The organism is Bradyrhizobium sp. RDI18, assembly GCF_043203335.1.
Lineage (GTDB): Bacteria > Pseudomonadota > Alphaproteobacteria > Rhizobiales > Xanthobacteraceae > Bradyrhizobium > Bradyrhizobium retamae.
This window is the reverse complement of record NZ_JBICRN010000008.1, coordinates 5,356,109-5,376,464: the sequence shown is the minus strand read 5'-3', so window position 1 is coordinate 5,376,464 and position 20,356 is coordinate 5,356,109. Positions and strand designations below refer to the sequence as shown.

The 20,356-nt window shown below is 63.5% G+C and carries 20 protein-coding genes and 2 pseudogenes; 11 read left to right on the top strand and 11 right to left on the bottom strand.

The features are described 5' to 3' along the window. Positions 1 to 49: 49 nt before the first annotated feature. The 4 genes from ACFXS9_RS35090 to ACFXS9_RS35075 all read right to left on the bottom strand — a co-directional run bounded on the left by ACFXS9_RS35090 (position 50) and on the right by ACFXS9_RS35075 (position 2,228). The gene (locus ACFXS9_RS35090) at positions 50 to 709 is read right to left on the bottom strand and encodes a hypothetical protein (RefSeq protein ID WP_392697275.1); all 660 of its coding nucleotides are present in this window, start codon (positions 707 to 709) and stop codon (positions 50 to 52) included. Between the two features lie 190 nt (positions 710 to 899). Beyond that, positions 900 to 1,205: a hypothetical protein gene (locus tag ACFXS9_RS35085; protein ID WP_392697272.1), complete on the bottom strand. Its 306-nt coding sequence runs from the start codon at positions 1,203 to 1,205 to the stop codon at positions 900 to 902. A 132-nt stretch (positions 1,206 to 1,337) separates the two neighbouring features. Next, on the bottom strand, positions 1,338 to 1,607 hold the full coding sequence (locus tag ACFXS9_RS35080; RefSeq protein WP_392697270.1) for a hypothetical protein: 270 nt from the start codon (positions 1,605 to 1,607) through the stop codon (positions 1,338 to 1,340). A gap of 291 nt (positions 1,608 to 1,898) precedes the next feature. Beyond that, positions 1,899 to 2,228, bottom strand: coding sequence for a hypothetical protein (locus ACFXS9_RS35075; protein WP_392697267.1), 330 nt, complete (start codon positions 2,226 to 2,228; stop codon positions 1,899 to 1,901). A 108-nt stretch (positions 2,229 to 2,336) separates the two neighbouring features. Here ACFXS9_RS35075 and ACFXS9_RS35070 point away from each other — a divergent pair, with 108 nt between their 5' ends. From ACFXS9_RS35070 to ACFXS9_RS35060, 3 genes are all read left to right on the top strand, one after another. Next, the gene (locus ACFXS9_RS35070; protein WP_392700176.1) at positions 2,337 to 2,735 is read left to right on the top strand and encodes a metallopeptidase family protein; all 399 of its coding nucleotides are present in this window, start codon (positions 2,337 to 2,339) and stop codon (positions 2,733 to 2,735) included. Between the two features lie 110 nt (positions 2,736 to 2,845). Next, positions 2,846 to 3,451 carry a 3-isopropylmalate dehydratase small subunit gene (gene leuD / locus ACFXS9_RS35065; RefSeq protein ID WP_065744777.1) on the top strand — a complete coding sequence of 202 codons (606 nt, stop codon included), beginning with the start codon at positions 2,846 to 2,848 and terminating at the stop codon, positions 3,449 to 3,451. A 57-nt stretch (positions 3,452 to 3,508) separates the two neighbouring features. Beyond that, the gene (locus ACFXS9_RS35060) at positions 3,509 to 4,297 is read left to right on the top strand and encodes a hypothetical protein (protein ID WP_392697263.1); all 789 of its coding nucleotides are present in this window, start codon (positions 3,509 to 3,511) and stop codon (positions 4,295 to 4,297) included. A 219-nt stretch (positions 4,298 to 4,516) separates the two neighbouring features. Here ACFXS9_RS35060 and ACFXS9_RS35055 read toward each other — a convergent pair whose 3' ends face one another. Beyond that, positions 4,517 to 5,395, bottom strand: coding sequence for an HpcH/HpaI aldolase/citrate lyase family protein (locus ACFXS9_RS35055; protein WP_392697260.1), 879 nt, complete (start codon positions 5,393 to 5,395; stop codon positions 4,517 to 4,519). Positions 5,396 to 5,497: 102 nt separating this feature from the next. Between ACFXS9_RS35055 and ACFXS9_RS35050 the strand changes: the two genes are divergently transcribed. Next, a complete protein-coding gene (locus tag ACFXS9_RS35050) occupies positions 5,498 to 6,142 on the top strand; it encodes a carbonic anhydrase (protein ID WP_392697258.1) in 645 nt (214 codons plus the stop codon). Between the two features lie 134 nt (positions 6,143 to 6,276). Here ACFXS9_RS35050 and ACFXS9_RS35045 read toward each other — a convergent pair whose 3' ends face one another. Further along, on the bottom strand, positions 6,277 to 7,311 hold the full coding sequence (locus ACFXS9_RS35045) for an aspartate-semialdehyde dehydrogenase (RefSeq protein ID WP_213289854.1): 1,035 nt from the start codon (positions 7,309 to 7,311) through the stop codon (positions 6,277 to 6,279). A 430-nt stretch (positions 7,312 to 7,741) separates the two neighbouring features. Here ACFXS9_RS35045 and ACFXS9_RS35040 point away from each other — a divergent pair, with 430 nt between their 5' ends. Together ACFXS9_RS35040 and ACFXS9_RS35035 are read left to right on the top strand one after the other, a co-directional pair. Further along, the gene (locus ACFXS9_RS35040) at positions 7,742 to 8,230 is read left to right on the top strand and encodes a hypothetical protein (protein WP_392697254.1); all 489 of its coding nucleotides are present in this window, start codon (positions 7,742 to 7,744) and stop codon (positions 8,228 to 8,230) included. A gap of 219 nt (positions 8,231 to 8,449) precedes the next feature. Then, positions 8,450 to 8,830 carry a hypothetical protein gene (locus ACFXS9_RS35035; RefSeq protein WP_392697252.1) on the top strand — a complete coding sequence of 127 codons (381 nt, stop codon included), beginning with the start codon at positions 8,450 to 8,452 and terminating at the stop codon, positions 8,828 to 8,830. Between the two features lie 120 nt (positions 8,831 to 8,950). Here ACFXS9_RS35035 and leuB read toward each other — a convergent pair whose 3' ends face one another. Further along, positions 8,951 to 10,063, bottom strand: coding sequence for a 3-isopropylmalate dehydrogenase (gene leuB, locus ACFXS9_RS35030; RefSeq protein WP_392697249.1), 1,113 nt, complete (start codon positions 10,061 to 10,063; stop codon positions 8,951 to 8,953). A gap of 232 nt (positions 10,064 to 10,295) precedes the next feature. Here leuB and ACFXS9_RS35025 point away from each other — a divergent pair, with 232 nt between their 5' ends. From ACFXS9_RS35025 to ACFXS9_RS35015, 3 genes are all read left to right on the top strand, one after another. Beyond that, the gene (locus tag ACFXS9_RS35025) at positions 10,296 to 11,483 is read left to right on the top strand and encodes a YbfB/YjiJ family MFS transporter (protein WP_392697247.1); all 1,188 of its coding nucleotides are present in this window, start codon (positions 10,296 to 10,298) and stop codon (positions 11,481 to 11,483) included. Positions 11,484 to 11,590: 107 nt separating this feature from the next. Then, a complete protein-coding gene (locus ACFXS9_RS35020) occupies positions 11,591 to 12,760 on the top strand; it encodes a saccharopine dehydrogenase family protein (protein ID WP_392697244.1) in 1,170 nt (389 codons plus the stop codon). Between the two features lie 148 nt (positions 12,761 to 12,908). Then, on the top strand, positions 12,909 to 14,690 hold the full coding sequence (locus tag ACFXS9_RS35015; protein ID WP_392697241.1) for a Rieske (2Fe-2S) protein: 1,782 nt from the start codon (positions 12,909 to 12,911) through the stop codon (positions 14,688 to 14,690). Between the two features lie 159 nt (positions 14,691 to 14,849). Here the strand turns inward: ACFXS9_RS35015 and ACFXS9_RS35010 are convergent, their stop codons facing one another. From ACFXS9_RS35010 to ACFXS9_RS34995, 4 genes and pseudogenes are all read right to left on the bottom strand, one after another. Further along, on the bottom strand, positions 14,850 to 15,635 hold the full coding sequence (locus ACFXS9_RS35010) for a molybdopterin-dependent oxidoreductase (protein WP_213289848.1): 786 nt from the start codon (positions 15,633 to 15,635) through the stop codon (positions 14,850 to 14,852). A gap of 72 nt (positions 15,636 to 15,707) precedes the next feature. After that, positions 15,708 to 16,337 carry a cytochrome b/b6 domain-containing protein gene (locus ACFXS9_RS35005; protein WP_392697238.1) on the bottom strand — a complete coding sequence of 210 codons (630 nt, stop codon included), beginning with the start codon at positions 16,335 to 16,337 and terminating at the stop codon, positions 15,708 to 15,710. A 180-nt stretch (positions 16,338 to 16,517) separates the two neighbouring features. Next, entirely contained in the window at positions 16,518 to 17,072 is a 555-nt protein-coding gene (locus tag ACFXS9_RS35000; RefSeq protein ID WP_392697235.1) for a fasciclin domain-containing protein, read from the bottom strand. 343 nt (positions 17,073 to 17,415) lie between these two features. Then, positions 17,416 to 18,177: pseudogene (locus ACFXS9_RS34995) on the bottom strand (SDR family oxidoreductase). A gap of 89 nt (positions 18,178 to 18,266) precedes the next feature. Here ACFXS9_RS34995 and ACFXS9_RS34990 point away from each other — a divergent pair. Further along, a pseudogene (locus ACFXS9_RS34990) lies at positions 18,267 to 19,796 on the top strand (malonyl-CoA synthase). Positions 19,797 to 19,820: 24 nt separating this feature from the next. Beyond that, a complete protein-coding gene (locus ACFXS9_RS34985; RefSeq protein ID WP_392697233.1) occupies positions 19,821 to 20,327 on the top strand; it encodes a DUF3658 domain-containing protein in 507 nt (168 codons plus the stop codon). Positions 20,328 to 20,356 lie beyond the last annotated feature (29 nt).

Genomic DNA, 20,356 nt, shown 5'->3' with positions numbered 1-20,356 from the left:
TCGAAAAAACAGGCGCCGAACCGGGCGCCTGTTTCGTTTCAGCCTGATCTTACCAATACCGGTATGCATAATAGCGGTGCCGCCACCACGGACGGCAGATCTTGCGCGGTCCGTAGTAGGTCAAGATGATCCGGCAGCGGCGCGGATAATAGTAGGCCGGGTAGTAGGCCGGGTAATAGGCCGGCGCGAGGTAGAAGCGGCTGTGGAAGTGACGCCGGTGGTGGAAGTGCGGCCGATGGTGGAAGTGTGCGCGATGAAAGGCGTGACGATGTACGAAGCGGTGTCCGCCGCCATGGAAGACGGGTGCCGGACGAAAGCCGCCACGGTGGATCGCCAACCCACCACCTCTGAACCCGCCGCCGTGAAAGGCCGCGCCGCCACCGCGGAAGCCGCCGCCATGGAAGGCCGCTCCGCCGCCGCGGAAGCCACCGCCATGGAAACCGCCGCCGCCACCACCGCGAAAGCCGCCGCCGGCGAAACCGCCACCGCCACCGCCGCCGCCGCGGAAGCCACCGCCGATCATCGGGCTGCGCTGTTGAACCTCGGTCGTCAGTCCGTCGGTTGCATATTTCGCTGACGGCGCCGTGCCGGGGGTCGCTAGCGAGAGCGCCTCGGCGCGCTGTTGTGATGCCGCTGCGAGCGCGAATACTGCCGCAGCCGTAACGCCCAGACGGCGGACAAGGCCGCGTCCGGGTTCGGATGTTGTCATGGATTATCCTCCCTAACCGGCGACGCGCGCCGCTCTGCGGCTGGCTCGCGTCGCGTCCTCTGCGATCGCTCCCAACATGACGTTAGAGACAGACACGTGAACGCGCCATGAATGCGCCGACCTCAGCGATGAATGCGCGGGAAAGAGCGTTGAAGAGATTTCTGCGGCTCACAGAAGTTGTGCACGCTTACTACCAGAACGGCCCAAACCCGATGCCGAAGGTGAACGGCGCGGGCGCGTAGTAAGGATACGGCCGATAGTAGACCGGCCGCGCGTAATAGGGCCGGTAGTAATAAGGGCGATAATACGGACGGTAGTACGGACGATAATAGCCGTAGTGACGATAGTAGCGCCGTTGCGCGCTCAAATCGGTGGCGTCGGATGTGCCGGCGCTTTGCGCCTTCGCCTGCGGCGCCGCGGCGGCCCTATCAATCGCCATCGGCCCGGCCACCGCGAGCGCGCCGACGACAAGGGCTGCAGAGATCAAGCTCCTCATGATGGACTCCTCTAGCTGAAGCTGATGTCAAAGATAACGGGCGATAATCTCGCCAGTTTCAAGGCGACCGCTGAAATCGAAACAGGCCCGCGATGAAGCGGGCCTGTTGGCATCTGCACCAAGCTGCCGCAATCACCAGCGGTGCCAGTGACGATGATGATGGTGGTGATGGCGATGATGGTGGTGGTGCCAGCGATGCCACCGATGATGATGGTGATGGTAGCCGCGATGGTAGCCGTGATGTCGCCAATGCACTTCCGTCGTCGCCAACCTGGCATCCTCGTGAACCGCCGCGGCGGCGCCGGGATTGCTGAGCGACAGCGCATTGGCACGCTCGGCCGGAGCAGCAAACGCCAGCAAGGCGCCAACGGCGGCAAGCCCAAAAACCTTCACTACCTGCATATCCAGTCTCCTCGGGTCGTCGGATGCACGTCTGCGCCGAATGGCTTGCATCAACTAACGGCATCGCCGCGACACGTGCGCAGACTGAAGCAAGCGACTTGAATGCGGTGTGAATGAGTGCGCCATGAACATGAAGAATGCGCCACGAACATGAACGGATGCTGCTTGCCGCGATCTCGCGCGCACAGTTTGCGAAAGACCGCCGTCAGCAACATCAACAGCGTTTGTCCACAGAGCCCTACTCGGCGCCTGTCGGAAAATGCTCGACAGAAAAATAGGGAGGGGACCAATCTAGCCCGGCTGCCACCAGCAGTTCATGCGCGGGGTGATCACCGTACCGCTCGGCCGGTACTCCTGCACGTAATGTGCGGTGCAATCGCGCACGGCGTTCGGCCCTGGGTTGTAGCGCGGATAGACACTGGGAGCCCACGGCTCGCTGCGATAGATCGGCACGCGCCGCAGCGGGCGCCGGCGCTGGGCGGAAACATCCGTGACGATCGGCTGCGGCGCCTGCGCGATCCGCAGCGCTGATGACGCCGTCTGCGCCTGCGCAGCCGCCACGTCAGGGAGCAAAAGCCCGGCCAAGGCAGCCGATATGGCGACCGTCACAATCCGCTTCATTGAAGTCCACCCAAAACTGATCCCCCGGTACGGTCACCGATTGGCGCGTCAAAATCAACTCGCAAAACTAGTATGCGCCTGGGCATAACACACGCTAAATACGACGTGATGTGGACCGAAGCAAAAGCCCCCTCGCTCGCCGAAATGGAAGCCATGGCGCATGAGGTGTTCGAGCGCCTGCCCAAGGGATTTCGTACCCTGTGCGAGGGCGTGATCGTCCGCGTGGACGATTTTCCGACCGACGAGGTCCTGGACGAGATGCAGGCGCAGAGCGAGTTCGACCTGCTCGGCCTGTTCCAGGGCGTCGGCCTGCCGCAGCAGAGCAACCAGGACATCGCCCGCCTTCCCAACATGATTTGGCTCTACCGCCGCCCGATCCTCGACTACTGGGCCGAGCATGAGGAAACGCTGGGCCATATCGTCCGCCACGTCCTGATCCACGAAATCGGGCACCATTTCGGGCTGTCGGACGCCGATATGGAGGCGATCGAGGCCGCCGCAGACTAGGCCGGTTCGCGCCAAAACAGGCGGCCCATGCGCAAATTGGCCTTTTGCCGGGGCCATATTCGCGATAAATCACCGGTCCGTCCCACCCTTTCAACCGGGAAGTGCGATCGATGGAAAAGTTCACCACACTGGAAGGCGTCGCGGCGCCCTTGAAGATCATCAATGTCGACACCGACATGATCATTCCGAAGCAGTACCTGAAGACCATCAAGCGCACCGGCCTCGGCAAGGGCCTTTTCTCGGAACAGCGCTACAAGGACGACGGCAGCGAGAACCCGGACTTCGTCCTCAACCAGCCGGCCTATCGCAACGCCAAGGTGCTGGTCGCCGGCGACAATTTCGGCTGCGGCTCGAGCCGCGAGCACGCGCCGTGGGCGCTGCTCGACTTCGGCATCCGCTGCGTGATCTCGACCTCATTCGGCGACATCTTTTACAACAACTGCTTCAAGAATGGCATTTTGCCGATCCGCGTCTCGCAGGAAGACCTCGACAAACTGTTCGACGACGCCGAGCGCGGGGCGAATGCAACGCTGACCATCGATCTCGCCAACCAGGAGATCCGCGGCCCCGACGGCGGCAAGGTGAAGTTCGAGATCGATCCGTTCCGCAAGCACTGCCTGATGAACGGCCTCGACGACATCGGCCTGACCATGGAAAAGAAATCGTCGATCGACGATTACGAGGCCAAGCTCAAGAAAGAGCGCGCCTGGGCCTGATTGTGCTACGAGAGCCCCGGCGAAAATCGGGGCTCTTTTGTTAAGGAGGCGGCGCGGATGCGGCCTGACGTCGTCACCTTCTGGCACGGCCGCCTCGACGGGCTGCGACTGACCTGCCTCAGATCGCAGGTTGCCGCCGGCCACAAGGTCACCGTCTATAGTTTCGATCCACTGCCCGGCCTGCCCGACGGCGTCGGTAACGCCGAAGCGGAAGCGATCCTGCCGCACTCCTTTTCCGAGCGGCTGCGCCCGCCCGAGGCTGATGGAAGCTGGCGCGACTGGACGATCCTGCAGTTCAGCGATTTCTTCCGCATGCGGCTGATGGCAGAAAACGCCGGATTGTGGCTCGACGCAGACGTGCTGCTGCTCAAACCGATCGAGATCGATCCCGCAAAGCCTTACTTCGCGTGGGAGCGCCGGCGCCAGCTCGGCAACTCGGTGTTGTACCTGCCTGCAAACGATCCGATCGTGCGGGCGTTCGAGGAACTGATGGAGCAGGAGGACCTGACGCCGGACTGGCTGGCGCTGCGTCATCGCCTCACCTTCATGCTGCGCCAGCTACGTCGCCGATCGAGCCGTCTCTCCGACATCCGCGTCGCGATCTACGGCCCCGCCGCGCTCACCGCGCTGGCGCGCCGCACGGACGAGTTGCAGCACGCGCTGCCGAAGCAGTCGTTCTACGCGGTGCACGCCGAGCCAAAGCTGTTCTTCGAGCCGACGGATTTTTCAGGCCTGCTTGCCGATCCGCAAATCATCGGCCTGCACATCTCGCCAAAGGGCCGCGGCGGTGAAAAGCCCATTGCAGGCAGCCTCTATGCCTGGGCGGCGGAAAAGTTCGGCAGATAAGCGCCAGGCGCGCTCTTCCCTTCTCCCCTTGTGGGAGAAGGTGGCATAGGCGGCCGTCGGCCGCCGTACTTGGAAGGACGCCGATGCTTTGCATCGGCTATGGACGCGAAGCGGCAGCGAGACGGATGAGGGGTCTGTCTCCGCGGAGGGAACCCTCATCCGGCGCTTCGCGCCACCTTCTCCCACAAGGGGAGAAGGAAGAAACGCCAAGCAAGGATTTCAATGCCCCATCGCCGCGATCGCATCCGCAATCGCGATCGTGCGCCGCGCCATGTCGGCGTGCAGCCGTTCCACCATCCGCCCGTCGAGCTGGATTGCCCCGCGCGAGGCGTTTTCCGGCTTTTCGAATGCCGCAATGATCTTGCGCGCCTGCTCGACCTCCTCGGCCGGCGGCGTGAAGATCGCGTTGCAGGCCTCGATGTGGCTGGGATGGATCAGCGTCTTGCCGTCGAAACCGAGATCGCGGCCTTGCGCGCATTCGGTCGCAAAGCCGTCGATATTGCTGATGTCGCTGTAGGGACCGTCGAGAATTTCCAGCCCGTGCGCACGCGTCGCCAGGATGCAGTGCGTGATCATCGGAATCATCGTGGCGCGGCCCGGCTGCATGCGGATCCGTGTTTCCCGCGAAATGTCGTTCGGCCCGAACACAAATCCCGCAAGCCTGGTTTCGGAATCCCTTGATGCCGCGGCGAGCTTGTCGGCGTCCAGCACCGCGCGCGCGGTTTCGATCATGGCCCAGACCCGGATCGAGGTGGGCGCGTTGATGTCGCTGAGCCGATTGGCGATCGCGTTGAGATCGTCGACGGTGGAGATCTTGGGAACCAGAATGCCGTCGGGGCGCGCCTTGCCGGCCATGGTGACGTCCTCGACCCACCACGGCGTATCGAGGCTGTTGACCCGGATCAGCACCTCGCGCTTGCCGAACCCGCCCGCTGCAATCGCTTTGGCGATCTGGTCGCGGGCCATTGCCTTGGCGTCCGGCGCCACCGAATCCTCGAGGTCGAGGATGATTCCGTCGACCGGCAGGTTGCGCGCCTTTTCCAGCGCCCGCGCGTTAGATCCCGGCATGAACAACAGGCTGCGGCGCGGACGGATCATGGGCTGGTTTCCTTGGATGACCTTGAGATCTCCGCGATATCATCTCGTGCGGCGGCCTGAAAGCCTTGTTCCCGTCATCGGCTTATGGTTAGGCATGGCACCATGACCTCTTTCCCACAACATCTGCTCGACGGTTATAGGTCCTTCACCTCGCAACGGCTGCCGACCGAACAGACGCGCTACCGGGAACTCTCCGAGCGCGGCCAGTCGCCCGCCGTGATGGTGATCGGCTGCTGCGATTCCCGCGTCTCGCCGGAAGTGATTTTCGACGCCGGGCCTGGCGAACTGTTCGTGGTGCGCAACGTCGCCAACCTGGTGCCGGTCTATCAGCCCGACGGCGGCGCCCATGGCGTCTCCGCGGCGCTGGAATATGCGGTCAACGTGCTGCGCGTCAAACACATCGTCGTGCTCGGCCATGCCCAGTGCGGCGGCATTCGTGCTTTCATCGACAAGATCGACCCGCTGTCGCCGGGCGACTTCATCGGCCGCTGGATGGCGATGTTCATCAAGCCGGGCGAGGTCGTCGAACAGCGCGAGCGCGAGACGATGCAGGAGTTCACGATCAGGATCGAGAAAGCTGCGATCTTCCGCTCACTGGAAAATCTGATGACGTTCCCGTTCGTGCGCGCCCGCGTCGAGCGCGGCGAGATGGAGTTGCACGGCGCCTATTTCGGCGTCGCCGAGGGTTCGCTGTTCGTGCTCGATCAGAAGGCGAAGGAGTTTCGCAGCGTGACGGACGCGGCGTAGTCGTAGGGTGGGCAAAGGCGCAACGCGCCGTGCCCACCATCTATCCAATCCGTCGGACTGTAATGGTGGGCACGCGGAGCCTGTCATCGGGCGCGCATTCGCGCGACCCGTTGGCTTTGCCCACCCTACAAATCCTACGCCGCCTTCTTCTTCGCGGTGATCAGCTTGCGGTTGATCAGGGATTCGGCGATCTGCACCGCGTTCAGGGCGGCGCCCTTGCGCAGATTGTCGGAGACGCACCACAGTACGAGGCCGTTCTCCACCGTCGCGTCCTCGCGGATGCGGCTGATATAGGTGGCGTCCTCGCCGGCCGCCTCATAGGGCGTGACGTAGCCGCCGGGCTCGTGCTTGTCGATCACGAGGCAGCCCGGCGCGTTGCGCAGGATGTTGCGCGCTTCATCTGCCGTGATCGGATTCTCGAATTCGATGTTGACGGCCTCCGAATGGCCGACGAACACCGGCACCCGCACGCAGGTGGCGGAAAGCTTGATCTTGGGATCAAGAATCTTCTTGGTCTCCGCCATCATCTTCCATTCTTCCTTGGTGTAGCCGTCCTCCATGAACACGTCGATCTCGGGGATGACGTTGAAGGCGATACGCTTGGGGAATTTCTTGTTGATCAGCTCGTCATTGGTGTAGACGGCCTTGGTCTGCGAGAACAGTTCGTCCATCGCATCCTTGCCGGCGCCGGAGACCGATTGATAGGTCGCGACCACGACCCGCTTGATGGTGGCCTTGTCATGCAGCGGTTTCAGCGCCACCACGAGCTGCGCGGTGGAGCAGTTCGGGTTCGCGATGATGTTCTTCTTGGCAAAGCCCGCGGCCGCATCGGCGTTCACTTCCGGCACAATCAGCGGCACGTCCGGGTCCATCCGCCAGGCCGACGAATTGTCGATCACGACCGCGCCCGCCGCGCCGATCCTGGGCGACCATTCCTTCGACACCGAACCGCCTGCCGACATCAGGCAGATGTCGACGTCGGAGAAATCGTAGTGCTCGAGCGCTTTGACCTTCAGGGTGCGGTCGCCATAGGACACTTCGACGCCGACGCTGCGGCGCGAGGCCAGCACCACGACCTCGTCGGCGGGGAATTTGCGCTCGTCGAGAATATTGAGCATTTCGCGCCCGACATTGCCGGTCGCACCGACGACAGCGACTTTGTAACCCATCGTTCACTCTCCGAGGAAAAATGCCGCCCTGCCGCGTCAAGCGGAAAGGGAGAAGGCAGCGCTTCTATGCGAGAAACGCCGATATGACAACGTTTGGCGGTTGCGTTTGGGCGTTTGATGCATTCGTTTCCGGCCGGTTCGGCCGATTCCCATTATAGGACGGCAATTCACCCGGCGCTGGTAAGCTTCGTGGACGAGGTCTACGGCACGCTGGCACGGCTCTGCGCCTATCTGATGACGCTGGCGCTGATGGCCATTGGCGGTATCGCGCTATGGCAGCATTTGCCCGATATCACGGCGATGGAGGCGGCGCCGAAGGGCTGGAGCCAGGCCGGGGGCATGGCTCCGGCGTTCGCCGTAAGCGAGTTCATTTTTCCAGGCAAGATAGAGACTTACGAGGTTTTCGGCATCCCGAGGGGGCCGCAAGGACGTGTTCCGCTGGAGCGGGCTCGGCGGCGCGCCGGCCGCCGAACTCGAAATCTATCGTCCGGGCGAAGAGATCGATCAGGTCGGCTCGGCGGCCGGCTACCTTGCCGCAAGGATGGACCCGGCAGGCGCGCGCGAACTGGAGGCCGCCGGGATCATCGACAGCAAGTTCGGCGCCGTGACCCTGTTTCGCCGGATCGGCGGCACGGAGGCCGCCAGCGCATGTCTCCGATTTTTCAAACACATCGATGAGCCGAAATTCCGTCTCTCGGGCTGGTCATGCCTGGGCGAGGATGTGCCGGCCCGCCGCGCCGCGATCGGCTGCATGCTGAACCGGCTGATCCTGCTTTCGGCCGGCAACGACACGAAACTCACGGAATTGTTCGCCCGCCACGAAGTCAGGCGCAGCGATTGCGCGGCGACAGGCGCCCCGGCGCTGTCTGCCGATTGGGTGATGGACGCCGATAACCCGCGGCTGCGCGGCACCCTTTAGAACCCGCATTGGTGGCGTCAAATTCCGCCGCCCCTCACGATTGTGGCAACAAGCGGCCAAGACGCTTGTTTTCATGAAACTTTTTCGCTTCGCACCGCATTATTCCGGCGCGGTGTGGCGCAATTGACCTAGCGACGACGGTCTTGCCACGGCTACAATGCACGCAACCAGATTTGACGATCCGCCGGCCCATCACGGGCGGACAATGACGAGGATGCAATGACCCGAAAATTCCCTGCTGCGAGCAAGCTCGCGATGCTGCTTGCCGCGGCCGCCCTCGTCGCGATTGGCACGACCTCGGCCGACGCCCAGTCCAGGCAGCAATACGACCGCGACGGCCGCCCCTATTACGGCCCGAGCGGCCCCAACCGTTCCTACCAGCAGGGCCCGCGCACCCGCGTCTACGTCACCACGCGCTCCTGGCTCGATGCCGGCACCGAAGTACTGCCGGGCGACCGCAAGTTCCAGGACTACGCCTTCCCGCCGGATCTGGGATATCCGTCGTTCGGGCGCGAAAACCTCAACCGGCCGATCGACCGCCAGCCGCTCAACCCGCCGTCGGACATGGGCGGCTATCCGCAGCGCTTCCCGCTGTATTGATAGCGGCATCGAACGACTGACGCCGTCATGGCCGGGCTTGTCCCGGCCATCCACGTTTTTGGGGCCGCACCATAGAAAGACGTGGATGCCCGGGACAAGCCCGGGCATGACGAACAGCGCTTACGCGTGCAGCTTCTGCAATTCCTTCAAAATCGCTTCGCCCATCTCACTGGTTGAGGCTGCCGTCGTGCCCTCGGACTTGATGTCCGCCGTACGCAATCCACTCGCCAGCACCGCCGCGATCGCCGCGTCGACCTTGTCGGCCAGCGTGCCCATATCGAAGGAATAGCGCAGCGCCATCCCGAACGACGAAATCATCGCGATCGGATTGGCGAGGCCCTTGCCTGCGATGTCGGGCGCCGAGCCGTGCACCGGCTCGAACAGCGAGCGGCGCTTTTTGGTCTTGGCGTCGACCTCGCCGAGCGAAGCCGAGGGCAGCATGCCGAGCGACCCCGTGAGCATCGCCGCGATATCGGACAGCATGTCGCCGAACAGATTGTCGGTCACGATGACGTCGAACTGTTTTGGCGCCTTCACCAACATCATGCCGCCGGAATCGGCGAGCTGATGCTCCAGCGTCACGTCGTTGTATTCGCGCGCATGGACGGCCGTCATGACCTCGTTCCAGAGCACGCCCGACTTCATGACGTTGCGCTTTTCCATCGACGTCACCTTGTTGCGGCGCTTGCGCGCCAAATCGAAGGCGACGCGGCCGATGCGCTCGATCTCATAGGTGTCGTAGACCTGGGTATCGATGGCGCGCTTCTGGCCGTTGCCGAGATCGGTGATGGTTTTCGGCTCGCCGAAATAGACGCCGCCGGTCAGTTCGCGCACGATCATGATGTCGAGGCCTTCGACCGCCTCGCGCTTCAGGCTGGAAGCGTCGGCGAGCGCCGGGTAGCACACGGCGGGGCGCAGATTGGCGAACAGGCCGAGATCCTTGCGCAGGCGCAGGAGACCTGCCTCGGGGCGCGCATCGTAGGGCACGCTGTCCCACTTGGGACCACCGACCGCGCCGAAGATGATGGCATCGGCCGCCTTGGCTTTGTCCATGTCGCCTTCCGAGATCGACACCTTGTGCGCGTCATAGGCCGAGCCGCCGACCAACCCCTGCTCGGTCTCGAATGACGCGATGCCTGCCGCGTTCAGCCAGTCGATCAGGCGCTGCACCTCCCCCATCACTTCGGGGCCGATACCGTCGCCGGGGAGAAGCAGCAGTTTGTGGGTCGCCATGTCGTTTACCTCCAGTTTCGTCATGGCCGGGCTTGTCCCGGCCATCCACGTCTTGTGTGCGTTGACAGTAAGACGTGGATGCCCGGCACAAGGCCGGGCATGACGGAAAATGAGAAATCCGGGCGGGAGTGCTAGAGCGGCATTGCGCGATTGGCAAGACACCATTGCGGCCGCAGAGCCTGTGCATCCCCCTGCCGGCCTGCCACAATGCCGTTCCGCCGGAGCAAATTCCTTGCACGCCCCCGACCGTCCCGCGAGTTACGCGCATCCCGCACGGCTGATCCTCATTCTGTCGCTGGCGCCGACCGTCGGTCTCGGCATCGGCCGCTTTGCCTATGCGCTGGTGCTGCCTGACATGCGCGACACCCTGGCCTGGAGCTATTCCGCGGCCGGTTTCATGAACACCATCAACGCCGCCGGCTATCTCGCGGGCGCCCTGCTCGCCTCGCGCATGATCCGGCGTTTTGGACTGGCCGCTTCGGTTCAATGGGGCACGCTGGCCTGCGTGCTATCGCTGGCGCTCTGCGCCACCACAGGCGATTTCTACGTCCTGAGTTTTGCGCGGCTTCTGGCGGGGGTCGGCGCCGCGGCCGGATTCGTCGGCGGCGGCGCGCTGGCGGCAACGATTGCGCAGTCGCGCCCCGAACGGGCGAATTTTCTGCTCAGCCTGTTCTATGCCGGCCCCGGGATCGGCATCCTGGCGTCGGGACTGGTGGCGCCGTTCGTGCTGCAGGGCTTTGGGCCGGGCTCGTGGTGGATGATCTGGTGGGCGATGACCGCGCTGGCGGTCGTCATGACGATCCCGGTCCTGCTCGCACCGTTTCATGCCGGTGCAGGCCTAACCGAAACGACGGCGGCCAAATTCGCCGTCGCGCCGGTCGTGATCTATCTCGCCGGCTACTTTCTGTTTGGCGCCGGCTACATCGCCTACATGACCTTCATGATCGCCTATATCCGCGACGCCGGTGGCGGTGCCGCGGCGCAGAGCGCGTTCTGGAGCCTGATCGGTGTCAGCGCTTTCATCACGCCCTGGGTATGGCGCCGCGTACTGGCGCTTGACCGCGGCGGCCTCGCCACCACGATCATTCTCGGTGTCAATGCCATCGGCGCGGCGATGCCGATCTTCGGGCATTCGGTGTGGCTATTGGCGATATCCGCGCTGGTGTTCGGCGTGGCCTTCTTCGCCGTGGTCGGATCCACCACCGCCTTCGTCCGCTTCAACTACCCACCGCAAGCCTGGCCCGCCGCGATCGCGGCGATGACGATTTCATTCGGCATCGGTCAGACGCTGGGCCCGATCGTGGTCGGCGCGATCACGGATGCGCTGGGCAGCCTGTCGTTTGCGCTGAATGTTTCCGCGGCGATGCTGGCGCTGGGTGCGGTGCTCTCGGCGTTTCAGAGGAAGGTGCGAAGTTTTTGATTGGACGCCTGATGGTAAGGTGTCCGCTCGGCAGCGGGAACTGTGGTATTCTCCATCAAACGCGATGGGAGCGGTAGCTCTCCCGGGTCTCGAGGAGGACCAACGTCGTGAAGCGGGACTTCGACCTCATCGTCTATGGCGCGACGGGTTACACCGGCCGTCTCATCGCCGAATATCTGGCGACGTCCTATCGCAGCGACGATGCTCCGTCCTGGGCGATCGCGGGACGCTCGACCGACAAGCTCCGGAAGGTGCGTGTCGACATCGGCGCACCGGACGATTTGCCGTTGGTCAAGGCGGATGCCGACGAGCCGGCCGGCCTGCGTTCGATGTGCGAGCGTGCGGCCGTGATCATCACGACTGTCGGGCCCTATCAGCTCCACGGTCCCGGGCTGGTGGCGGCCTGCGCGGCTACGGGAACGGCCTATGTTGATCTCTGCGGCGAGCCGGTTTGGATGCGGCGCATGATCGAGGCCTATCACGAAGAGGCGAAACGGACCGGCGCGCGCATCGTCTTCTCCTGCGGCTTCGATTCCATCCCGTTCGACCTCGGCGTGCTCACGGTGCAGGAGAAGGCGCGCGAGAAATTCGGACGCCCGGCGCGGCGGGTCAAAGCGCGCCTGCGCAAGGTGAAAGGCGGCATGTCTGGCGGCACCGCGGCGAGCGCCCAGGCGACATTGGCCGCCGCCGCGCGCGACCCGGCCCTGATCGGGCTGCTGACCGACCCCTTCGCGTTGACGCCGGGGTTCACCGGGCCGTCTCAGCCGTCGGGGCTCATCCCCGAATACGACCCGCACATGAACGCATGGCTCGTGCCGTTCCGCATGGCGCCGGTCAACACCAAGAACGTGCACCGCACGAATTTCCTGTTGGGTCATCTCTACGGCAGGGATTTCGTCTACGACGAGATGATGGTCGCGCCGGGATTGGGGGAAATCGCCGGCGTGACGACGGAGACGTTCGCCACGGTGTTTTCCTTGTTCAGGACCGGCGGTCTCAAACCTGGCGCAGGCCCGACCCGGGAAGAGCGCGAGAAGGGCTTCTACGACATCCTCTTCCTGGGCGAGCTGCCGGATGGCGGACGGGTCGAGACGGTCGTCAGGGGCGACCGCGATCCGGGCTACGGCTCGACCAGCAAGATGATCGCCGAGAGCGCTCTCTGCCTCGTGCGCGACGTGCAGGGCGAGGGCGGCATCTGGACGCCGGGCGCGCTGATGGGTCCGGCGTTGCGCAAGCGTCTGGCGGAGCGCGCCGGCCTCACCTTCAGTGCGCGTTGAGATAACGCTCAGAGCTGCAGCGGCGTGATCCAACGCAGTTCCTTTCGGGCAGCCCCAAACCCACCGCATCCTCTCGCCTTTGCGCGAGAGGATGCCTATGTTGCGCAGTACCTGCAGCGCCCCCGAAGCGACAATGGGAGGTATGCGCATGGACGCGCCGAGCAAGGAATTTGCGCTGGCGGGCAGCCTTGAGGAGCTGAAGCTCAAGGGGCGGCTCGTTGTGCACGGTGACCATCGTCCGATCCTCGTCATCTACGATCGCGGGCGCGTCTTCGCCCTCGACAATCGGTGCCCGCACATGGGCTTCCCGCTCGAGCGCGGCAGCGTCGAGGACGGCATCTTGACCTGCCACTGGCACCACGCGCGCTTCGATCTCGAAAGCGGCTGCACCTTCGACCTGTGGGCGGACGACGTACCGATCTGCCCGGTCGAGGTGCGCAATGGTGACGTCTGGGTAAAGACCACGTTCACGCATGCCGATCTCGCCGCGCATTGGCATCAGCGGCTTGCGAACGGCCTCGCCCACAATCTTGGCCTCGTCATTGCCAAAGCCATACATGGTCAGCTCGCGGCCGGCGTACCGCAGACCGAAATCGTGCGGGAGGTGGCGCTGTTCGGGGCGCAAAATCGCGACGGCTGGGGCGTCGGTCTTACGATCCTCACGGCACTCGCCAATATCCTGCCTTTGCTGCCGGAGGAGGAAGCCTATCTCGCTCTATTCCACGGCGCGCGCCGCGTGGCGGCGGACTGCGACGGCGAGGCGCCGCGGCGGGAACGCGCGCCGCTCGGAAGCCGGCCGAATCCGGCGGCGCTCAAACGTTGGCTGCGGCGCTGGACAAACGTGCGCCATCGCGAGGCGGCCGAGCGCACCCTGCTCACGGCGATTGCGGCCGGCACCTCCCCGGCTGAACTCGCTGATGCCCTGTTCACCGCCGAGACCGAGCGGGCTTTCGCCGACACCGGACACTCGCTCGACTTCATCAACAAGGCGTTCGAGTGCCTCGACCTGATCGGCTGGCAACACGCGGCGGCACTGCTGCCGACTATCGTCGGTCAGATGGTAGCGGCCCGTGGCGCCGAGGAATCGACCGCCTGGCGCCAGCCTGTCGACCTTGTTGCGTTATGTGAAGAATCAACCAGCGAACTCGCGGATCTGTTGGCTGCCGGACGCGGCTCGCGTAACTGGTCGGGCTACGCCGCACTGGCTCACGAGCTGCTCGGTGACGATCCGGCCAGGATCGTTGACGCGCTCAAGGGGGCGATCCGCGCCGGTGCCGCTCCTGCCGACCTAGGCCAATCCCTCGCCTACGCGGCAGCGCTCCGGGTGGCGCGCTTCGGCAAGGCCAATGAGCACGCCGACTGGGAGACGGCGCATCACGTCTTCACCTACGCCAACGCAGTCCACCAGATGCTGACGCGGATCGGGACTGCCAACATCGACACTCACGTCACAGCCGTTCGCGGCCTGTTGCATGGGGCGATGGCGCTCTACCTTGCTCGCTTTCTCAATGTGCCGCCGGCGCGCATCCCGGGCGACGGCGGCGAGCAGCTCGATGATCTGCCCGCGGATCCAGAGACGATCAGCGCCGCCTTGCTCGATGCCTTCGACCGGCAGAGACAGGTCGATCTCGCCGCAAGCCTGGTGGCACGGCATCTCACGCTCGGCCATTCGCCGCAGGCGCTGATCGCTACGCTCGCGCATGCGGTGCTGCGAGAGGATGCAGGCTTCCATGCGTATCAGATGCTGGAGGCGGGAGTCCGGCAGTTCGCCGCGTGGGGCGACACGGACGAGGGCCGACACATCCTGATCGCGGTCGCCCGCTATCTGGCGGCCCATTCACCGACAGAACGCGCCTCACTGCAAACAGCCGACATCGCCCGCCGCTTGATGCGGGGCGGCGAGCTGCATCAAGAGGCTGGATCGTCCTGAGGTTCACGCGCTGAGGGCGAAGCGACCAAGCAGTCCGTGCCCAAGCAAGCGGAGAAGTGGATTGCTTCGCGGAACCTGCCATCACTGTGCGAGCGCAGTTGCGCTCGTCGCTGGGCGCGCATTCGCGCGACCCGGTGTCTCGCAATGACGCCCGGGCGACTAGCTTCCGCTAAACGAATTATACCCCTGGTCTTCCCAGAAGCCGCCCTTGTAGTCGTTGGTGACTTCCATCGAGAGCACATATTTCGGGTTCTTGAAGCCGAGCTTGGTCGGCACCCTGATCTTCATCGGGAAACCGTAAGCGCGCGGCAGGATTTCGTCGCCGAATTTGAACGTCATCTGGGTCTGCGCATGCAGCGCGCTCGGCATGTCGAGCGGCGAATTGTAGCCGTCCTTGTCGGCGCACTGGAACCAGACATATTTCGCCCGCGTATCCGCACCGACCAGTTTGAGGAAATCGCGCAGCGGCGTGCCGGTCCAGCTTCCGATCGCGCTCCAGCCTTCGACGCAGATATGGCGCGTCACCTGCTTGACTTGCGGCAGTTGATAGAGCTCGTCCAGCGTCCAGGACTTCTTGTTCTCGACCAAGCCACGCACCTCAAGCTTCCACGTCTTGCCGTCGACTTCGGGCGCCTCGTCGAGGTCGTAATAGGCGTTGAACGGGAACGGCTTTGTGATTGCGCTTTCCGGGAATGTCGGCGCCATCGCATTGGGATTGAACATCAATGCCTGTACGCCGTCATTGAATTTCGAGACCTGCTTCAGCATCTCCTCGGCCGAGAAACTGTCCGTCACGTCGCAGCCGGTCAGCAGCGTCAGCGCGCCGAGGCTGGCGCCGCCCGAGATGAAGCGCCGGCGGGTGAGATCCGGCATGGACTTGACGGCGTCTCTGACGAGAAGCGTCTTGTCGACGCCGGGGATCAGAAGCTTGCGCATGCGGCCCATGATCGTTCTCCCTGTTTATCTCTTGCGCATGATCTTATCGGAAAACCGGTGCCCCCTTTTCCGGATCATGCGTTAGCGGCCGATGATCATGGCGCGCAGGCTCTTCGGTACCAGAAGGGCGAGCGCAACATGAACCACCATGAAGGCGACGATCGCCGCCATGCAGAAGAAATGGACGTAACGGGCGCCCTCGTAGCCGCCGAACAACGCTGCCAGGTATTGCAGTTGCACCGGCTTCCAGAGCGCCAGTCCTGACAGCACAATCAAGATGCCGACGACGATGATGCCGGCGTAAAGCAGCTTCTGCACATAATTGTATCTGCTGAGATCGTCATGCGACAGCTTGCCGGTCAGCGCAGCTTTCGTATCTGAAATCACGCCCTCCGGCGTGATCGGCAGCAGCTTCTTGCGGAAGCGGCCGGTAACAAAGCCCATCACCAGGTAGATCAGGCCGTTGACCATCAACAGCCACATCGCGGCGAAATGCCAGAGCAGCCCTCCGGCGAGCCAACCGCCCAGCGTGACCGAACGGGGGAACGTAAAGCCGAATAGCGGCGAGGCGTTATAGATCTGCCATCCCGACATGATCATCAGGACCATCGCAAACGCGTTGGTCCAATGCATCGCCCGCACCCAGGCCGGCTGAATGACCTTTGCCTTGGTTGACGCGGCGTGCTCGTCGCTGACTGTTACGGCCGACATGGCTCATCCCCGCTTGCAATTCGTATCGAATATACGCCTGGAACCCGGGTTTCGTTACTGCCATGATTCTATCAGAACGATGCATGGCGCGTATCGACTTTCACGAAAAAGCGAGCCGGGTTGCCCCGGCCCGCCAACCCACACGCCCCTGTTGGGACCACTCAGGGGCGCGCGGGAGTCTTAGGACGCCGGCATCAGCACGGTGTCGACCACATGGATCACGCCGTTCGACTGATTGACGTTGGTGATCGTGACCGTCGAGGTTCCGCCCTTGGCGTCGACGATCCAGGTCTTGCCGTCGGACTTCTTGACGGTCAGCTCCTCGCCTTCGGCGGTCTTGAGCTTCTTGCCGTCGGTCAGGTCGGACGCGGCGAGCTTGCCGGGCACGACATGGTAGGTGAGGATCTTGGTCAGGGTCGCCTTGTTCTCAGGCTTCACCAGCGTCTCGACGGTGCCGGCCGGCAGCTTGCCGAAGGCGGTGTTGGTCGGCGCGAACACGGTGAACGGGCCCTTGCCTTCGAGGGTCGAGACCAGGCCGGCAGCCTTCACGGCGGCGACCAGCGTGGTGTGGTCCTTCGAATTGACGGCGTTCTGGATGATGTTCTTGGACGGGAACATCGCCGCACCGCCGACCATCACGGTCTTTTCTTCTGCGTTAACTGGCGCGGTGATGGTGGCGGTGAAAGCCAGCGCGCTGAACACGGCGGCGGACAGAAGTGCAATACGTTTCGACATGGAATCTTCTCCCGAGGATTGCTGTGGCCGGCGGGTATCGCCGGTGATGAAAACAACGACGCTGGTCGATGGACCGGTTGATTTCGTCGTCGTTGGCCCGAGCTACGGGAGGTTTTTGGGCCGGTTTCGGCGAATAAATTATCGTGATGCTTGAAACTTTTGGGGGCGTCGTCCGTGCGGTGACACGCCACCAACTCTCCCGTCGCCCCTGCGAAAAGCAGGGGCCCATAACCACAGGTGTGAGTTATGGCGAGCGCTATGGCCCACCGCTGGTGCGCAACCACGATCGCCTGTGGTTACGGGTCCCTGCGTTCGCAGGGACGACCGTGGGAGAGAACTCGCCTTAATCCCTGTTCGCCGGCGTCTGGATGAAGCCGCGATTATGCGTCGGGCTGATCAGGATCTCGTTGACGCAGACCCGCGGCGGCAGGCTGGCGACGAAGGCGATGGTGCGGCCGCAATCTTCCGGCTGCAGCATTTTGGCCTGCTCTTCGTCCGAGGGCACCACCGGCCGCGATTTCAGGATCGGGGTCGCGACCTCGCCCGGCGACAGGCAGCAGGCGCGCAGGCCATTGACGCACTCGTCCATGTTGAAGGAATGGGTCAGCGCCAGCACCGCATGTTTTGTCGTGGTGTAGGCCGGGCCCGGCATCTTTGACACGTGACGGCCGGCCCAGGACGCGACGTTGATGATGCAGCCCTCCTGCTGTTTTCGCATCGCCGGCAGCACCGCGCGCATGCAGTAGAGCACGCCGTTGAGGTTGATATCGACGACCTTGTCCCAGCCCTCCAGTTCCATGTCGGCCCAGCTTCGCTTCGGCACGTTGATGCCGGCACTGTTGACCAGGAGGTCGATCCGGCCGTGTCGGCTGAGGATCCGCTCCGCCGCCTTGTCGACATCCGCCTTGTTGCTGACATCGAGCGCGATCGCCTCGGCCTTGCCGCCCTTTTGGGTGATATTGGCCACGACCTTGTCGAGGGCATCTTTCCGCCGCCCCTAGACCACCACCGTCCAGCCATCGGCTGCCAGCGCCTCGGCGCCGGCCTCGCCAATCCCGCTGCCACCGCCCGTCACCCAGGCCACGCGTTTCCCGCCATTTGTCATGCAAACTGTCTCCGTTGCTTTTTGAAGGGCGTTCTTGCTATTCCAACCTGCGAAATTCGCAGGCCAGCGCCCTCTTGGGGAAGTTTTGCATGAACACGACCGCCAACGCCAACCTGTTTTCCCGCCTGTTCGACACGCTCGACGATCCGAACCGGCTCGCGATCGAGATGCTCGATGGCACGTGCATCAGCTATGGCGAGCTGATCGCTCGCGCCGGCCAGACGGCGAATGTGCTGGTCTCGCGCGGCGTCAAGCCCGGCGACCGCGTCGCAGCCCAGACCGAGAAATCGGTCCCGGCGCTGGTGCTCTATCTCGCAACCGTACGCGCGGGCGCGGTCTATTTGCCGCTCAACACCGCCTATACGCTGAACGAGCTCGACTACTTCATCTCCGACGCCGAGCCCGCGCTGGTCGTCTGCGATCCGTCCAAGGCCGAGGGCATCGGCGCCATCGCGGCAAGGTGAAGGCAAAGGTCGAAACGCTCGGGCCCGACGGCAAGGGATCACTGACGGACGCCGCCGCCAAGGCCGATGCCGCCTTCGCAACGGTCGCCCGCGGCAATGAGCGATCTGGCTGCCATTCTCTACACCTCAGGCACCACCGGCCGCTCCAAGGGAGCGATGCTGACGCACGACAATCTGGCGTCGAACTCCTACAGCCTGGTCGACTATTGGCGCTTCACCGATAAGGACGTGCTGATCCACGCGCTGCCGATCTATCACACCCACGGCCTGTTCGTGGCGAGCAACGTTACGCTGTTCGCCCGCGCCTCGATGATCTTCCTGCCGAAATTCGATCCTGAAATGATCATCAAGCTGATGGCGCGCGCCACCGTGCTGATGGGCGTGCCGACCTTCTACACGCGGCTGTTGCAGAGCCCGGCGCTGTCGAAGGAATCGACCAGCCACATGCGGCTGTTCATCTCGGGCTCGGCGCCGCTGCTCGCCGACACCCATCGCGAATGGGCCGCGCGCACCGGCCACGCCGTGCTGGAACGCTACGGCATGACCGAGACCAACATGAACACCTCCAACCCCTATGATGGCGAACGCGTCCCCGGTGCCGTCGGCCATCCCCTGCCCGGCGTTTCCGTCCGCGTCACTGATCCCGAGACCGGCAAGGAGCTCGCGCGCGACGAGATCGGCATGATCGAGGTGAAAGGGCCCAACGTGTTCAAGGGCTACTGGCGCATGCCGGAGAAGACAAAAGCCGAGTTTCGCGACGACGGCTTCTTCATCACCGGCGATCTCGGCAAGATCGACGCCAAGGGCTATGTGCACATCCTCGGCCGCGGCAAGGATCTGGTGATATCAGGCGGCTTCAACGTCTATCCCAAGGAAATCGAAAGCGAGATCGACGCCATGCCGGGCGTGATCGAATCCGCTGTCATCGGCGTGCCGCATGCCGATTTCGGCGAAGGCGTCACCGCGGTGCTGGTCTGCAACAAGGGCGCAGACGTCACCGAGGCCGGCGTGCTGAAAGCGCTCGACGGACGACTTGCCAAATTCAAGATGCCGAAGCGCGTCTTCGTCGTCGACGAATTGCCGCGCAACGCCATGGGCAAGGTGCAGAAGAATATTTTGCGGGATATGTATAAGAGTATCTACACGAAGAGTTAGGCGCGCGGCCGCTCCGGGGCAGAGATGGATGAAGACCAGGCGGCCGAGATCCTCGATTATTTGCTCACTGCGGCCCGCGAACTTGATGAAGCGAGGGCGGCTGCAAACATTCTCGCCGGCCACGACAAGGACGCCGCCTCCGTCAGGGATCTTGTCATCAAGCTCAACTCGGAGCTACTGCAAGAGATTCTTCAGCGCTTTCCCGATTTGCTTCCGTTTGACGAGTTTCCCGAAATCAACAGCTCGTTGCGTTGGGACCAGGTTCAGCTTCCGCCCACCGCATCCGAGGAGCAGGTCGACCAAATCATCCTCTCGATTATCGTACCTCGCTGGCGGAAGATGGCAGCCATCATCTGGTATGCCGTAAAACAAGGCCATGAACGCGGCCTCGGCGTTACCGACGAAATGTTCGCTGCCCGCATTCAGGTCTTGGTTGAAGCTGGTCGCCTCGAACGTCAAGGCGATATCCGCAAATGGCGTCATAGCGAGGTGCGGCTGAAGGCTGAGGGATCCGCGACGCGTCTCAACTAGGCCCATCAAGGTCGACAACAACCCGACGA